This is a genomic window from Streptomyces endophytica, from assembly GCF_026153355.1.
GTDB classification, from domain to species: domain Bacteria; phylum Actinomycetota; class Actinomycetes; order Streptomycetales; family Streptomycetaceae; genus Streptomyces; species Streptomyces endophytica.
Genome location: NZ_CP110636.1, coordinates 6173761 through 6189822, shown reverse-complemented (window position 1 = coordinate 6189822; position 16062 = coordinate 6173761). Strand labels below are relative to the sequence as shown.

Annotated in this window: 11 protein-coding genes and 4 pseudogenes; 8 read left to right on the top strand and 7 right to left on the bottom strand. The window is 70.8% G+C overall.

What is annotated here, in order from left to right; translation table 11 throughout:
* Positions 1 to 117: 117 nt before the first annotated feature.
* Positions 118 to 1584, top strand: coding sequence for a sugar porter family MFS transporter (locus tag OJ254_RS27625; RefSeq protein WP_265364544.1), 1467 nt, complete (start codon positions 118 to 120; stop codon positions 1582 to 1584).
* 86 nt (positions 1585 to 1670) lie between these two features.
* Here OJ254_RS27625 and OJ254_RS27620 read toward each other — a convergent pair whose 3' ends face one another.
* From OJ254_RS27620 to OJ254_RS31205, 4 genes and pseudogenes are all read right to left on the bottom strand, one after another.
* A complete protein-coding gene (locus OJ254_RS27620; protein ID WP_265364543.1) occupies positions 1671 to 1970 on the bottom strand; it encodes a YciI family protein in 300 nt (99 codons plus the stop codon).
* A gap of 34 nt (positions 1971 to 2004) precedes the next feature.
* Positions 2005 to 2568 carry an amidase family protein gene (locus OJ254_RS31215; RefSeq protein ID WP_341483740.1) on the bottom strand — a complete coding sequence of 188 codons (564 nt, stop codon included), beginning with the start codon at positions 2566 to 2568 and terminating at the stop codon, positions 2005 to 2007.
* Positions 2565 to 2774 (bottom strand): hypothetical protein, encoded by a 210-nt coding sequence (locus OJ254_RS31210; RefSeq protein WP_341483739.1) that lies wholly within the window; start codon positions 2772 to 2774, stop codon positions 2565 to 2567. Before OJ254_RS31210 ends, OJ254_RS31215 begins: the two co-directional genes overlap by 4 nt.
* Before the next feature lie 95 nt (positions 2775 to 2869).
* Positions 2870 to 3424 (bottom strand): annotated as a pseudogene (locus tag OJ254_RS31205) (amidase family protein); the annotation flags it as partial.
* Between the two features lie 170 nt (positions 3425 to 3594).
* On the opposite strand from OJ254_RS31205, the gene OJ254_RS27610 reads away from it, so the two are divergent.
* Entirely contained in the window at positions 3595 to 4299 is a 705-nt protein-coding gene (locus OJ254_RS27610) for an endonuclease V (protein WP_265364542.1), read from the top strand.
* Positions 4300 to 4333: 34 nt separating this feature from the next.
* Here the strand turns inward: OJ254_RS27610 and OJ254_RS27605 are convergent.
* Positions 4334 to 5521, bottom strand: a pseudogene (locus tag OJ254_RS27605) (saccharopine dehydrogenase family protein).
* Positions 5522 to 5883: 362 nt separating this feature from the next.
* Between OJ254_RS27605 and OJ254_RS27600 the strand changes: the two are divergent.
* Positions 5884 to 7287, top strand: a pseudogene (locus OJ254_RS27600) (sialate:H+ symport family MFS transporter); the annotation flags it as partial.
* A gap of 68 nt (positions 7288 to 7355) precedes the next feature.
* On the opposite strand, the gene OJ254_RS27595 reads toward OJ254_RS27600, so the two are convergent.
* A complete protein-coding gene (locus OJ254_RS27595) occupies positions 7356 to 8096 on the bottom strand; it encodes an MgtC/SapB family protein (RefSeq protein ID WP_265364541.1) in 741 nt (246 codons plus the stop codon).
* Positions 8097 to 8259: 163 nt separating this feature from the next.
* Here OJ254_RS27595 and OJ254_RS27590 point away from each other — a divergent pair, with 163 nt between their 5' ends.
* The 5 genes and pseudogenes from OJ254_RS27590 (at position 8260) to OJ254_RS27570 (ending at position 14776) form a co-directional block, all read left to right on the top strand.
* Positions 8260 to 8691, top strand: a complete 432-nt coding sequence (locus OJ254_RS27590) for an MmcQ/YjbR family DNA-binding protein (protein ID WP_265365333.1) — start codon at positions 8260 to 8262, stop codon at positions 8689 to 8691.
* 127 nt (positions 8692 to 8818) lie between these two features.
* On the top strand, positions 8819 to 10132 hold the full coding sequence (locus OJ254_RS27585) for a CaiB/BaiF CoA transferase family protein (protein ID WP_265364540.1): 1314 nt from the start codon (positions 8819 to 8821) through the stop codon (positions 10130 to 10132).
* Positions 10133 to 10159: 27 nt separating this feature from the next.
* Positions 10160 to 11301, top strand: a pseudogene (locus OJ254_RS27580) (acyl-CoA dehydrogenase family protein).
* 22 nt (positions 11302 to 11323) lie between these two features.
* Positions 11324 to 12538 carry an acetyl-CoA C-acetyltransferase gene (locus OJ254_RS27575; protein WP_261954756.1) on the top strand — a complete coding sequence of 405 codons (1215 nt, stop codon included), beginning with the start codon at positions 11324 to 11326 and terminating at the stop codon, positions 12536 to 12538.
* A gap of 33 nt (positions 12539 to 12571) precedes the next feature.
* Complete coding sequence (locus OJ254_RS27570; RefSeq protein WP_265364539.1) at positions 12572 to 14776, top strand: 3-hydroxyacyl-CoA dehydrogenase NAD-binding domain-containing protein; 2205 nt, start codon at positions 12572 to 12574, stop codon at positions 14774 to 14776.
* A 421-nt stretch (positions 14777 to 15197) separates the two neighbouring features.
* Here the strand turns inward: OJ254_RS27570 and OJ254_RS27565 are convergent, their stop codons facing one another.
* A complete protein-coding gene (locus OJ254_RS27565; protein ID WP_265364538.1) occupies positions 15198 to 15953 on the bottom strand; it encodes a MerR family transcriptional regulator in 756 nt (251 codons plus the stop codon).
* Positions 15954 to 16062 lie beyond the last annotated feature (109 nt).

Genomic DNA, 16062 nt, shown 5'->3' with positions numbered 1-16062 from the left:
GTTGACAGTTGCGCGAAGAACGTCAAATACTCGCATGATCAATCATTGAGTCCGCTGATGCTCTCGCTGACGCGCTCGCTCACGCAGCAAGGCCGCCCGCCGCACAAAGGACTTCCCATGTCCACTGCCACGATCTCCGCGACGCCTCCGCCGCCGTCCGCCGGGACTTCCGGTCGCACCGGCAGGCTGTTCGCGCTCACCGGCGCCATCGTTGGCGTCATCTACGGCTACGACACCGGCAGCATCTCCGGTGCCCTGGTGTTCCTGAGCAAGGACTTCCACCTCACCGAGACGGAAAAAGGGCTGGTCAACAGCATCTTGGTGTTCGGCTCCATCGTGGGAGCGCTGATCGGCGGCAAGCTCGCCGACGCGTTGGGGCGAAAGGCGGCAATGCTGATCGTCGCCGGCTCGTACGCGGTGTTCGTCGCGCTCTCCGCCGCCGCGCCCAACGTCGTCGTGCTGGACGCCGTCCGCTTCCTGCTCGGCGTCGCCATCGGGATCTCGATCGTCGCCGCGCCGCTCTACATCGCCGAATCCACCCCGGCCCGCATCCGGGGCGCCTCCGTCGCCGCCTATCAAGTGGCCACGGTCGCCGGCATCGTCCTCACGTACTTCGTCAACTGGGGCCTGTCCGGTGGCGGGCACTGGCGCTGGATGCTCGGTCTCTCCGCGATCCCTGCCGCGCTCGTCCTGATTCCGCTGTTCCGGTTGCCGGACACCCCCCGGTGGTACGTCCTCAAAGGACGCACGGAACGGGCCGTCGAAGTGATGGCCATGACCGACCCGGACGTCGATCCTCGCGCGGAGGTCGCGGCCGTCGGGGCCGCGCTCGCCGAGGAGAGCGGCGGATCGGCGCGTTCCCTGCTGCGCAAGCCCTATGCCCGCGCGGCGTTCTTCGTCATCGGGCTGGGGTTCTTCTGCCAGATCACCGGCATCAACGCCGTGACCTACTACAGCCCGCAGATCTTCGAGGAGATGGGCTTCACCGGCAATGGGCAGAACTTCCTGCTGCCGTCCTTCGTCCAGCTCGCCTCACTGGCCGCCACCGTGCTCGCCATCCTCATCATCGACCGGCTCGGCCGCCGGGTGGTGCTGCTCTGTGGCATCGGCACCATGGTCGTGATGCTGGGCGTGCTGACCGCGGTCTTCGGCTCGGGAGAGCTGCACGGCACCATGACGTGGGTCGGTTTCGGGGCGATCCTGCTGTTCACGGCGGCCTTCAACTTCGGTTTCGGGTCGCTGATCTGGGTCTACGCGAGTGAGGCCTTCCCGGCGCAGCTGCGGTCCACCGGGGCTTCGGTGATGCTCACCGCGGATCTGGTCGCCAACCTGCTGATCGCCCAGTTCTTCCCCTCGCTGATGGCCTGGGCAGGAGCGGCGCGGACCTTCGCGGCGCTCGGCGTGCTCGCCCTCGCCGCGCTGGCCTTCGCGACCGTCACCGCGCCGGAGACCAAGGGACGCCAGCTGGAGGAGATTCAGGGGTACTGGCGGAACGGCGGCCGCTGGCCCGTGGCCGGCGAGCCCGAACCGGTGGGCGCCGCCCCGCTCGGCAAGTCCGCGGTGCCGCCCACCGCGTCTTCCTAGCCTTCTCGCCAGGTCGGCGGGCGCCCGGGCCCGCCCGCTACCGGGTGCCCGCCACGCCAATGCCCCCAGTACCCCCGGTCACCGCCTCAGGTCGGCAGCTGCTCCCGGTACGTCTCCAGGGCCGGGGCGGTCGTCGTCGCCACGAATTCCGTGATGCGGTACTCGCACACACCGGCGAGGGTGAACGGGTCCTGGGCCACGATGTCCTCCACGGTCTTCCGGTCCATGCCGGCGGCGAGGATCACGCCGCCGTTACGCGGGACCTTGCGCCCGGCGGCGATGAAGTGCCCGGCCGCGTACTGCTGCTGCAGCCAGGCCACATGCTCTTTGAGGACGGCGTCGACACGTTCGAGGGGTGCGGTATAGGTCAGTTCCAGTACGAACATGGTGGCAATATATGCACTGCCGGATTCCTCGCTCTCAGGTGGTGGGCAGGTCCGGGCGCCGTCGCCCGTGACGGGTCGCGGTCTCGTAGGCATGGCCGGCCTGCAATACGGCGAGGTCGGCCCTCGGCGCACCGATGAACTGCAGGCCCACGGGCAGGCCACCGGGCGTGAAGCCCGCCGGAACCGACAGGGCGGGCAGCCCGAGGAGCGAGATCAGGTAGGCCGAGCGCATCCAGTCCAGATACGTCTCCGTGGGCCGGCCGGCGACCTCCGTCGGGTACTCCAGTTCCACGTCGAACGGCGTGACCTGACTGACCGGGCAGAGCAGCAGGTCGTAACGGGAGAAGAAGTCCACCGCGCCGAGGTGGAGCCGGCTGCGGACCGTGGTGGCGGTGATGAGATCGGCCGGGGTCAGCCGGCGGCCCTGCTCGATGTTCCGGGCGAGGCTGGGCTTGAGGGCCTCCCGGTCGACGTCGAGCAGCACGCCCAGCGCCAGGTCGAAGCTGTGCGCCCGCAGCGTACGGAACGCCTCGTCGGCCCCGGCCAGGTCCGGGCACGCCGTCTCCACATGGCAGCCGAGCGCCTCCAGGACACTCAACTGCGGCTCCAGTACGGCGAGGACGTCCGGGTCGGCCGGTGCGTGTCCGCCGAGGTCCGGGACCAGGCGACGCGCAGGCCGCGCAGCTCGCGGTCGAGCGGGACCCGGAACGCCGCGCCGGGGGCCTCCAGACTGATGGGGCAGCGCGGATCCGGACCGGCCATCGCGGACAGCAGCAACGCGGTGTCGGCGACGGTCCGCCCCATGGGTCCCGGGACCGCGAGGGTGTCCCAGAGATTGCCGCCGGGTGCGGAGGCACCCGCCCCGGGGTGGGCCGCAGTCCGACCACGTTGCAGAAGGACGCCGGATTGCGCAGCGAGCCACCCATATCGCTGCCATCGGCGAGGGGTTGCAGTCCCGCCGCCAGGGCCGCCGCGGCACCGCCGCTGCTCCCGCCTGCCGAGCGGCTGGTGTCGTACGGATTGCGGGTGGTGCCGAAGACCGGGTTGAACGTGTGCGAACCGGCGGCGAACTCGGGGACGTTGGTCTTGCCGAGGCGGACGGCGCCGGCCCGCTGGAGGCGGTCGACCACCAGGTCGTCCTCGGCGGGCACGTAGCCGGCGAAGAGCGGCGAGCCGAACGTGGTGCGCATACCACGCGTGAGGTGGGTGTCCTTGAAGGCGATCGGCAGTCCGTGCAGAGGCGGCACCTCGGCGCCCCGGGCCAGTCGCTCGTCGGCTTGGGCGGCGGCGACCAGGGCGCCCTCGGGATCGAGCGTGACGATGGCGTTGACGGCCGGATTGACCTGTTCGATCCGGTCCAGATGAGCCTGCACGACCTCCCGGGCGGACAGCTCGCGGCGGCGTAACCGGGCGGCGAGATCGGTGGCGTCGAGCTCGTGGAGTGCGTCGGACATGGCGGGCCTCTGCTGGTGTCAGGGACGTGTGTCGAGGGCGGAGGGGAGCGCGGCGGCATGCGGTGCCGGGACCACTCTCCTCACCGTACCGAGGGGTACTGACAGTCCGTCCGGTCGCCGTTCCGCCCGGCGAACGGGCCGGTCAGCCGTTCGGTAGCGTGGCCGTCATCATGGACACTCCCGGAACGATCTCCCGCGACGAGGAACTGCGGCACTGGCCGGCGGACGAGGACCGGGCCCGCGCGGTCCAGGACCGGCTGCGGCCCTACGTACAGCTCGACGAACCCGGCCCGGAACCAGGGTTCGAGGGCACGGTCGTGGGCGTGGACGTCGCCTACGACGACGCCCGCGATGTCGTCGCCGCGGCCGCCGTGGCGCTGGACGCCCGTACCCGCGCCGTCGTCGACGAGGCCACCGCCGTCGGCCAGGTCTCCTTCCCGTACGTGCCGGGGCTGCTGGCCTTCCGGGAGATCCCCACCGTGCTCGCCGCACTCGACCGGCTGGCCCGCACTCCCGACCTGGTGATCTGCGACGGCTACGGTGTGGCGCACCCACGCCGCTTCGGGCTCGCCAGCCACCTGGGGGTGCTCACCGGCCTGCCCACCATCGGTGTCGCCAAGAACCCCTTCACCTTCCGGTACGACCCTCCGGGCCCGGAGCGGGGTGCCACCTCTCCGCTCCTGGACGGCGACGAGGAGGTGGGACGAGCGCTGCGGACCCAGACGGGCGTCAAACCGGTCTTCGTCTCCGTGGGGCACCGGGTCAGCCTCGACCGGGCCTGCGCCCACACGCTGCACCTGGCACCGGACTACCGGATTCCGGAGACCACCCGGGCCGCCGACGCGCTGTGCCGCCGCGCCCTGGCCGGCATCTGACACCGGAACCCCTGCTGGTGGTGCGGCGGTCCGGCTATCCCTCCCGGAGGACCCGGAAGGTGATGCCTGCCTTCTGGAGCCGCGTGGTCAGCGCGTCCCCCATGGCCACCGCGGGCGTCACCTGGCCGGCGGTCCGCGGCAGATCGTCGAAGGCCAGGCTGAGCGCCGACTCGGCGAGCATCTTCGCCGTCTCGTCGTAACCGGGATCGCCGCCCGCGACCTCGGTGATCAGGCGTTTGCCGCCACCGGAGGCGACGAAGCGCACCGTGAACCAACTCCGGGCGCGCCGCTCCGGGCTCGGCCCCTGGCCCGGCTCCAGACGGCCCGACAACCACCGCCGGGCGGCGGTACCTGCGCGGCCGCGCACAGCGCCCCGGCGCCCAGGGCCCCGCCCACGGCGATCGGCAGCCGCCGGACGCCGGCGTAGTGGCGGTAGCGGAAGTCCGGGCCGTAGCGGTCCAGAGCGGCGGCCGAGCGGGCGATGATCTGCGGGTCGAGGGTCGGCAGCGGCACACCCCACGTGCCGGTCTCCGCGCTCCTGAGGGGGGCCGAACGGGGCCCGGGTCCGGCGCCCGGCCGGCCGGGGTTCGGCCCGCTGCCGGTCGCGGGCCGCCCGTGCCATGGCGACCGGCCGCGAGGCGACGGTCAGCGCGGAGGCCAGCGTGCCGCCGGAGAACGCCGCATTGGTGCGGACGAAACCGTCGATGCGCAGCGGCACGCCCTCGGGGAGCAGGCCCACGGTGTAGTGGACGCCGAGGTCATGGGGGACGGAGTCGAAACCGGCGGCGTGGACCAGGCGCGCGCCCGAGGTGCGGGCCGTCGCGTCGTGCCGCAAGAACATGCGGTCGATGAATTCCGGCTCGCCGGTGAGGTCGACGTAGTCGGTACCGGCCGCGGCGCACGCGGCGACCAGCGGCTCGCCGTGCAGCAGATACGGGCCCACCGTGGTTGCCAGCACCCGGGTGTCGGCGGCGAGGGCGTGCACGGCGTCCCGGTCGTCGCTCTCGGCCCGCAGCAACGGCAGATCACCGCAGGCCGGGTTGATCTCCGCCAGGCGGTCCCGCAGACGCTCCAGCTTGGCGAGATTGCGGCCGGCCAGCGCCCAGCGGCAGTCCTGGGGCGCGTGCTCGGCCAGATAGGCCGCGGTGAGAGCGCCGGCGAAGCCGGTCGCCCCGTAGAGGACGAGGTCGTGGGCCCGTCCCTCGGTGTTCTGCCGTGGCATGCTGCGCGTCCTCTCGACCGCCCCCGGTGAGCTGGTGTTCGGACCCTAGGCAGTCGCCGTCGTCCCGTCAACGCGGCCCTGACGCCTCCCCGTTGGGGCTGGTGCGATCGGAAGTGCCGTACGGCGGCGGGGTGCGGCGGGCACCCTTGACAGGGCGGGGTGGCCGGGCCACATTCACCGTGAACGCGGCGACGTAGGACGTCCCATGTCTCTGTTCCCCGCCGTTGCCGACTCCAGGAGGAGGCCGGTTTGCCGTGACGACGCGCCCCTTGGACGACCACCAGGACGACCGCCGACCGGGACCAGCCGCTCAGGGAACACGGCGCTGGTACCAGGAGGTCACGCCACGGCAGTGGAAGGCCATGTTCGCCGCCTGGATCGGCTATCTCCTCGACGGCTTCGACTTCGTCCTGATCACCCTGGTGCTGACCGAGATCGCCGACGAGTTCCACCTGGGCACCGCCACCGCCGCCTCGCTGATCTCCGGTGCGTTCATCACCCGGTGGCTGGGCGGCGCGCTCCTCGGCGCACTGGGCGACCGCTACGGCCGCAGGGCCGCCATGGTCGCCAGCATCCTGCTCTACTCGCTCGGAACCTTCGCCTGCGGCTTCGCCTGGAACTACAGCAGCCTGTTCGTCGCCCGTCTGGTGATCGGCCTGGGCATGGCGGGGGAGTACAGCGCCAGCGCGACCTACGTGCTGGAAACCTGGCCCACCCGGTGGCGCAACCGGGCGTCCGGGTTCCTCATCTCCGGGTACGCGAGCGGCACCGTCGTCGCGGCCGAGCTCTACAAGTGGGTGGTGCCCCACTGGGGCTGGCGCTGGATGTTCTGGATCGGCATACTGCCCGTCCTCGTCGCCCTCTGGGTGCGCAGATCACTGCCGGAGGCCGGGGACTGGCACCGGGAGATCGACACGTCCGGTACGCGCCCCGAAGAGGAACGTCCGCATCCTTTCCGGCCGTTGTTCACCGGGCGCCGCCGCTGGCTCAACGCCGTCCTGGCCGCGACCGCCTCGGCCGCCCTGTACTGCGTCTTCACACCCGTAGGAACGGGGTACGTCCCCTGGCTGTCCGGTGTCGCGGCGCTGTGCCTGGTCGCCTTCGCCGTGCAGCTCGGCGGCCGCCACGGATGGCTGCTGTACGTGTCCCTGATGGCGACCGTCTTCTGCGCCTTCCTCTACAGCTGGCCCGTCCAGGCCCTGCTGCCCACCTACCTCAAGACCGACCTCGGCTACGCCCCCGGACAGGTCACCGACGTGATGTTCTACGCGGGCTTCGGCACCATGGCGGGATGCTGGCTCGCGGGCTACACCGGCGACCGGCTCGGAACCCGGCGCGCCTACGCCTGCACCCTGCTGGCCTCGCTCGCCTTCGTCTTCCCGGTCTTCGCGGTCCGCGACAACCTGCCCCTCCTCGGCGTGCTGGTCTTCGGTCTGCTCGCGCTCAGCCAGGGCATCTCCGGCATCCTGCCGAAATACCTCGCCGGCCACTTCCCCACCGCGACCCGCGCCGCCTCCCTGGGCTTCGTCTACAACGTCGGCGCCCTGGGCGGCGCGGTGGCACCCGTCCTCGGAGCCCATCTGGCCGAAGGCATGCCCCTGGGACGCGCGCTCGCCGTGCTCACCTTCGGGCTGACGCTGCTCGTCATCCTCCTGGTGGGCGGCAATGTGCCGCAGCGCCTGGGGAGACTGCTCGACCGTCAGGCGCCCGACGACCACCTCGTACCGGAGCCCGAAGCGGGGCAGAGGTCCCCAGGGGCGCCGCGCCCCATCCGGCCGCCGAAGAGACGCCGGGCTGAACCGGCCTCGCCCCGTACCGGCCCGCCGCGGCCTGTTCACTCCGTACGGTCGTCCTGCCGCCCCAGCGTCACCCCGCGCACCCCCTCCAGCTCGGACAGCTCCTCCACCAGGGGATGGGCCGCGGCGGCACCCTCCAGACGGAGCAGCACCTCGGCCGCGAACCGCTGCTCGTCCACGCCGGTCTCCACCTGGACATCCGTCACCCGGAACCCCCGACCGGTGCACATCTCCAACATCCGCCCCAGCAGTCCGCGTTGCGTGCGATAGGCGACACGCAGATCGACCCGGGTGAGGGACGGCTCCTTCGCGATCCGGTCGGAGATCCTCGTGAAGCCGCGGACGATGAGGAAGTGCACCGCCGTCGCACCGATCGCCAGCAGCGGCAGCCCACCCCCGCACGCCATGCCGATGGCGCAGGTCAGCCAGATGGTGGCGGCCGTCGTCAGCCCGCGGACGGCGTCCTTCCGGACGAAGATCAGGCCACCGCCGATGAAGCCGATGCCCGAGACGACCTGGGCGGCGACGCGGGACGGATCGAGCGCCACACCGTCGGCTCCCAGCAGCGCCCCGAAGCCGTGGATCGACACCTCCATGAACAGCGCGCTGCCCACACCGACCAGCGTGTGGGTGCGCAGGCCGGCGCCTTTCTGCCGGGCCTCCCGTTCGAGGCCGATCAGCGAGGACAGCAGCAGCGCCAGGGCCAGTTCGGTGAACTGGCGCAGTCCCTGACCGGCATGGAAGTCGAACAGTGCGGCGGCGAGTTGCGCATCGGACATGGCCGCAATTGTCCCTCTGTCGGCCGGGCGACCGGCGCTGCGCGGGCCGTTGTCAGTGCCCGCGGTTAGCGTGGGATGCGTCGGTCGGCCCGTGCGCGAGACGCGCGGTGCCGGGGCGGTGCCGCAGGTGGTGCCGTACGGGGGAACGGACGTGGAGGAGCTCATGACGAAGGCGGCGGGCCCGGAGGCGGTCCGGAAGCGGGTGCGGGCGTTCGCGCTCGGACTGCCCGGGGCGGTGGAGGAATTTCCCTGGGGCGAAAGCGTCATCAAGGTGAACAAGAAGGTCTTCGTCTTCCTCGGCGTCGATGACGGCAGCCATCCACCGGGCGTCACCGTCAAGCTGAAGGATCCGGAGGCGCATGCCCATGCCCTGACCTCGCCCGGTGCCGAGCCGGCGGGCTACGGCCTGGGCAAGGCCGGCTGGGTGCGGATCCCGCTGGACGAGCAGGGGGCGCCGGCCGCCGAGCTGCTCTGTGACTGGGCGGAGGAGTCGTACCGCGTCATAGCCCCCAAGAAGCTCATCGCCGAGCTCGACGGGGATAGCGGCGCAGCGGCAGCAGGCGCGCAAAAGGCCCGTGGCGGCGAGGGCAGTTGAGCCTCGTCGGCACGGGCCTTTCCGCGTGGTCGCCACGCGGCAAGGGGTCTTGTGGAAAGTGGAACACGTTCTTAACATCACGAGTGTTACATCAGAAGTGTCACAGTGCGGAAGGGCATGGGGCGCGATGACGGAGTCAGACAACGGCCCGCTCCACGGCGTACGGGTCGTCGAGCTCGCGGGCATCGGCCCCGGGCCGTTCGCGGCCATGCTCCTGGCCGACCTCGGCGCCGACGTCGTCCGCGTCGACCGCCCCGGGGGCGCCGGCCTGGCCATCGACCCCGCCTACGACATCACCAACCGCAACAAACGCTCCGTGCTCGTGGACCTGAAGACCCCCCAGGGCGTCACCCAGGTCCTCGACCTGGCCGAACGCGCCGACGTACTGCTGGAGGGCTACCGCCCGGGCGTCGCCGAACGACTCGGCGTCGGCCCCGAGGAATGCCTGGCACGCAACCCCCGGCTCGTCTACGGCCGGATGACCGGCTGGGGCCAGCAGGGCCCGCTCGCCGACACCGCCGGACACGACATCGGCTACATCGCCATCACCGGCGCCCTGGGAATGATCGGCCCGCCCGACGGCCCGCCCGCCCTCCCCGCCAACCTCCTCGGCGACTACGCCGGCGGCTCCCTCTACCTCGTCATCGGCGTCCTCGCCGCACTCCAGCACGCCCGCACCGAAAACGGCCGGGGCCAGGTCGTCGACGCCGCGATCGTCGACGGCACCGCCCATCTGACCGCGATGATCCACGGCATGCTGGCGGCCGGCGGCTGGCAGGACCGGCGCGGCGCCAACCTCCTGGACGGCGGGACACCCTTCTACGGCACCTACCGGACCGCCGACGGCGGATACATGGCCGTCGGCGCCCTGGAAAAGCGCTTCTACGGCGAATTCATCCGGCTGCTGGGCATCGAGGACGAAGCCCCGGCACGAGACGACCTCACCGCCTGGGACGAGCTCCGCACCGCCATCGCAGCCCGCTTCAAGACCCGCACCAGAGACGAATGGACCACCGTCTTCCAGGACTCCGACGCCTGCGTCGCGCCGGTCCTCTCCCTGCGCGAGGCACCGCACCACCCGCACCTCGCCGCCCGCGGCACCTTCGTCGACCACGGCGGCATCACCCAACCAGCGCCCGCACCCCGCTTCTCGCACACCCCCGGCGCGGTCCGCACACCACCCGCCCGGCCCGGCGCGGACACCGAGGACATCGCCCACGACTGGCAGACCCCCAGCCTCCTCACCCCACCCCCGAAGACCCCGCCCCCACCCCGGGCCGCACCGAGCAGAAGGACGCGGCCCACTGATGAAACCCACCACCACCCCCGCCACGCGGCCGGCCCACCCCCGACCGCCGAAGGCACCGTCGCCCCGGAACCGGCCACCCCGGCCACCACCCGGGCCGCCCAGCCCATCGAGACCGTCAAGAACTGGCTCTGAGGAGGGCCCACCGAGATGACCGCCCCACTGCCGCGCCAGATCTTCACCGCGGACCACGAGGCCTTCCGCGAAACCGTCCGCACCTTCCTCGCCAAGGAGGTGACACCCCACTACGAACAGTGGGAGCAGGACGGCATCGTCAGCCGGGACGCCTGGCGCGCCGCCGGCCGACAGGGCCTGCTGGGCATGGCCGTGCCCGAGGAATACGGCGGCGGAGGCAACCCCGACTTCCGCTACAGCGCCGTCCTCGCCGAGGAGTTCACCCGCGCCGGCACCCCGGCCTCGCCCTGGGCCTGCACAACGACATCATCGGCCCCTACCTGACCTCCCTCACCACCGACGAACAGAAGCAGCGCTGGCTCCCCGGCTTCTGCAGCGGCGAGATCATCACCGCCATCGCCATGACCGAACCGGGCGCGGGCTCCGACCTCCAGGGCATCCGCACCACCGCCGAGGACAAGGGCGACCACTGGCTGCTGAACGGCTCCAAGACGTTCATCTCCAACGGCATCCTCGCCGACCTCGTCATCGTCGTCGCCAAGACCACCCCCGAAGGCGGCGCACACGGACTGTCGCTGCTCGTCGTCGAACGCGGAATGCCAGGCTTCGAACGCGGCCGCAACCTCGACAAGATCGGCCAGAAGTCCCAGGACACCGCCGAACTGTTCTTCCACGACGTACGCGTCCCCAAGGACAACCTCCTCGGCGAGCTCAACGGCGCCTTCGTCCACCTCATGACCAACCTCGCACAGGAACGCATGGGCATAGCCGTCGCCGGCATCGCCGCCGCCGAACACCTCCTGGAGATCACCACCCAATACGTCAAGGAACGCGAAGCATTCGGACGACCACTGTCCAAGCTCCAGCACATCCGCTTCGAGATCGCCGAGATGGCCACCGAATGCGCCGTCACCCGCACCTTCCTCGACCGCTGCATCGCCGACCACTCCGACGGCACCCTCGACGCCGTACACGCCTCCATGGCCAAGTGGTGGGCCACCGAACTCCAGAAACGCGTCGCCGACCGCTGCCTCCAACTCCACGGCGGCTACGGCTACATGACCGAATACCGCGTCGCCAAGGCCTTCACCGACGGCCGCATCCAGACCATCTACGGCGGGACGACCGAGATCATGAAGGAGATCATCGGCCGCTCCCTGCTCGGCTAACCCTCCCCGGAAAGGCTTACCAGTGAGTTCCGAAGCGTACGTATACGACGCGATCCGCACCCCGCGCGGCCGCGGCAAGGCCAACGGCGCGCTGCACGGCACCAAGCCCATCGACCTGGTCGTCGGCCTGCTCCACGAAGTACGCCGCCGCTTCCCCGGCCTCGACCCGGCCGCGATCGACGACATCGTCCTCGGCGTCGTCGGCCCCGTGGGCGACCAGGGCTCCGACATCGCCCGGATCGCCGCGATCGCCGCCGGCCTGCCCGACACCGTCGCCGGCGTCCAGGAGAACCGCTTCTGTGCCTCCGGCCTCGAAGCCGTCAACATGGCCGCCGCCAAGGTCCGCTCCGGCTGGGAAGACCTGGTCCTCGCGGGCGGCGTCGAATCCATGTCGCGGGTCCCGATGGCGTCCGACGGCGGCGCCTGGTTCGCCGACCCCATGACCAACTTCGACACCGGCTTCGTCCCCCAGGGCATCGGCGCCGACCTCATCGCCACCATCGAGGGCTACAGCCGGCGCGACGTCGACGAGTTCGCCGCCCTCTCCCAGGAACGGGCCGCCGCAGCATGGAAGGACGGCCGCTTCGACCGGTCCGTCGTCCCCGTACGCGACCGCAACGGCCTCGTCGTCCTCGACCACGACGAGCACATGCGCCCCGGCACCACCGCCGACTCCCTCGCCTCCCTCAAGCCGTCCTTCGCCACCATCGGTGACGCCGGCGGCTTCGACGCGGTCGCCCTGCAGAAGTACCACTGGGTCGAGAAGATCGACCACGTCCACCACGCCGGCAACTCCTCCGGCATCGTGGACGGCGCCGCCCTCGTCGCCATCGGCAACAAGGAGGTCGGCGAGCGCTACGGCCTCACCCCGCGGGCCCGCATCCTCTCCGCCGCGGTCTCCGGCTCCGAACCGACGATCATGCTCACCGGCCCCGCCCCCGCCAGCCGCAAGGCCCTCACCAAGGCCGGCCTGACCATCGACGACATCGACCTGGTCGAGATCAACGAGGCCTTCGCCGCCGTCGTGCTCCGCTTCGTCAAGGACATGGGCCTGAGCCTCGACAAGGTCAACGTCAACGGCGGCGCCATCGCCCTGGGCCACCCCCTCGGCGCCACCGGCGCGATGATCCTCGGCACCCTCGTCGACGAACTCGAGCGGCAGGACAAGCGCTACGGCCTGGCCACCCTCTGCGTCGGCGGCGGCATGGGCATCGCCACCGTCATCGAGCGCCTCTGACCCCCTCGTCCCACCCACCACGGAGTACGCACCATGAGTGAACCCGCAGCTTTGTCGACCATCCGCTGGGAAAAGGACGAGACCGGCGTCGTCACCCTGGTCCTCGACGACCCCGACCAGTCCGCCAACACCATGAACAACGCCTTCAAGACCTCCCTCACCGCGGCCGTCGACCGCCTGGAGGCCGAGAAGGACAGCATCCGCGGCATCATCATCACCTCCGCCAAGAAGACCTTCTTCGCCGGCGGCGACCTCCGCGACCTGATCGCCGTCACCCCCGCCCAGGCCCAGCAGGCCTTCGAGGCAGGCAACGGCATCAAGCGCGACCTGCGCCGCCTCGAAACACTCGGCAAGCCCGTCGTCGCCGCCATCAACGGCGCCGCGCTGGGCGGCGGTTACGAAATCGCGCTGGCCTGCCACCACCGCATCGCCCTCGACACCCCCGCCACCAAGATCGGCCTGCCCGAGGTCACCCTCGGCCTGCTGCCCGCCGCCGGCGGCGTCACCCGCACCGTACGACTGCTCGGCATCGCCGACGCCCTGCTGAAGGTGCTGCTCCAGGGCACCCAGTACAACGCCACCCGCGCCAGGGACGCCGGACTGATCCACGACGTCGCGGCCACCCCCGACGAACTCCTCACCAAGGCCCGCGCCTTCATCGACGAGCACCCCGAGTCGCAGCAGCCCTGGGACGCCAAGGGCTACCGCATCCCCGGCGGCACCCCCGCCCAGCCGAAGTTCGCGGCCAACCTCCCGGCGTTCCCCGCCAACCTCAAGAAGCAGCTCAACGGCGCGCCGTACCCGGCCCCGCGCAACATCCTCGCCGCGGCCGTCGAGGGCTCCCAGGTCGACTTCGAGACCGCGCAGACCATCGAGGCGCGGTACTTCGTCGAACTGGTCACCGGCCAGGTCTCCAAGAACATGATCCAGGCCTTCTTCTTCGACCTCCAGGCCGTCAACTCCGGCGCCAACCGCCCCAAGGGCATCGAACCCAGGCCGGTCGAGAAGGTCGCCGTGCTCGGCGCCGGCATGATGGGCGCCGGCATCGCCTACGCCTGCGCCAAGGCAGGCATCCAGGTCGTCCTCAAGGACATCACCCCGGAGGCGGCGCAGAAGGGCAAAGCGTATTCGGAGGGGCTGCTCGACAAGGCGCTCTCCCGGGGCCGCACGACCGAGCAGAAGCGCGACGAACTGCTCGCCCGGATCACGCCCACCGCCGATCCCGCCGACCTCGCCGGCTGCGACGCCGTCATCGAGGCGGTCTTCGAGGACGTCGCCCTCAAACACAAGGTGTTCAAGGAGATCCAGCACATCGTCGCGCCCGACGCGCTGCTGTGCTCCAACACCTCCACCCTCCCCATCACGCTCCTCGCCGAAGGCGTCGAACGGGACCAGGACTTCATCGGGCTGCACTTCTTCTCACCGGTCGACAAGATGCCGCTGGTCGAGATCATCAAGGGCGAACGGACCGGCGACGAGGCGCTGGCCCGCGCCTTCGACCTGGTCCGCCAGATCAAGAAGACGCCGATCGTGGTCAACGACTCGCGCGGCTTCTTCACCTCCCGCGTCATCGGCCAGTTCATCAACGAGGGCGTGGCGATGATCGGCGAGGGCCTGGAGCCGGCCTCCGTCGAACAGGCCGCCGCCCAGGCCGGCTACCCCGCCAAGGTGCTGTCCCTGATGGACGAGCTGACCCTGACGCTGCCGCGCAAGATCCGTGAGGAGAGCCGGCGGGCCGTCGAGGAGGCCGGCGGCACCTGGCAGCCGCACCCGGCGGACGAGGTCATCGACCGGATGGTCGACGAGTTCGACCGCCCCGGCCGCAGCGGGGGCGCCGGCTTCTACGAGTACGGCGACGACGGCCGGCGCGCCGGCCTCTGGCCGGGCCTGCGCGAGCACTTCGCCCGCGAAGCCGCCACCATCCCCTTCATCGACATGCAGGAACGCATGCTCTTCTCCGAGGCGCTGGACACCGTCCGCTGCTTCGAGGAAGGCGTGCTCACCTCGGTCGCCGACGCCAACATCGGCTCCATCTTCGGCATCGGCTTCCCGGGCTGGACCGGCGGCGTGATCCAGTACATCAACGGCTACCAGGGCGGCCCGGGCCGCGAGGACCTCGTCGGCCTCCCCGGCTTCGTGACCCGCGCCCGGGAGCTCCAAACGGCCTACGGCGACCGCTTCGCGCCCCCCGCATCACTGGTCGAAAAGGCCGAAAGGGGCGAGAAGTTCAGCGACTGACGGGGCGAAGGTGACGGGTCGAGGGGCGGGCACAGCCGGTGCCCACCCCTCTCCCTCCCTCCCTCCCTCCCTCCCTCCACTCCTTCCGTCCACTCCACCGCTTTGATTACAGTAAGTAGTGAGCGCTGGAACAAATAACTCTCCGTAATCGTTGCCGTAATACGAAGGGTCGGCGCACAAGGCACCGGAGGGACGACGTCGGAGGAGCGATGGCCCATCGGAGTGGCGGGAGGAGCGATGGCCCACCGGAGGAGCGATGGGCCAGGGGGTGTAAGGGGAGTAGGGGTTCGTAGGGGGCGTAGGGAGACCCGGCCCGGGTGCCCAGCACCGGCTCCCGTGGGCCCGTTCCCCGCCCGCGGGGTCGGATTCCCTGCCCGCGGGGTCGGACGCTCCCGCTGCGGCCCCCGGTCCGCGTCCGGGCTCACTCCTCCGGGATGCCGTCCCGCCGCCCGGGGGTACCCTCCGCACCGAACCACTCCCGCAGTTCCTGCTTCATCGATCGCTGGAAGGCGGTGACCAGTGCCTGCACCACCATCGGCTGCATATGGGCCGAGAGCGACTTCATCCGCGCCATCTCCTCCGCGTCCGGCCCGCCCGCCCGGTGCGGACCCCATACCTCGTCCTTGAACAGCCGGCTCAGTTCGCGGGCCGCCGAGCGGGTGTGCTCGATGACGACGGTGCGCGCCGCGAGGATGGTTTCCAGCGCGATCGGTACGTCCAGCAAGCGGGTGCCGAGATGCAGCAGCCCGGGGTCGACGCGGAAGACCTGCGGGTCCTCGGTCCGTACGAGCACGCTCATGGCCGCCAGCCGGTCCAGGTCCTCCTCGGTCAGCTCCCGGCCGACCCGCCGCTCCAACTGGTCACGGGTGGCGTCCTCGGCCTTGTCCGGGATCCAACTCGCCACCATTGCACGGTGGATGGCGAGATCCTGGGCGCTCAGGTCGGGCGGCAGCTGCTGCAGGTAGCGCTCGATGGCCGACAGGGTGAGGCCCTGGTGCTGGAGTTCCTCGATGAGGGCGAGCCGCGAGAGGTGGTCCGGGCCGTAGCGACCGACCCGGCGGGGGCCGAGCTCCGGCGGTGGCAGCAGGCCGCGGGTGCTGTAGAAGCGGATCGTGCGGACGGTGACGCCGGCGCGGGCGGCCAGTTCGTCGACCGTCAGATCGGTGGCGGACTCCATGTTCAACAGTATTGCTGTCTCACCACTCTTGTGAAACCTTGGGGAATCTTCTGAAACCGGGAGCGGGAGGAAGGTTCGCTGGAAGTCTGAAGGCTGGCGGAATCTGCGG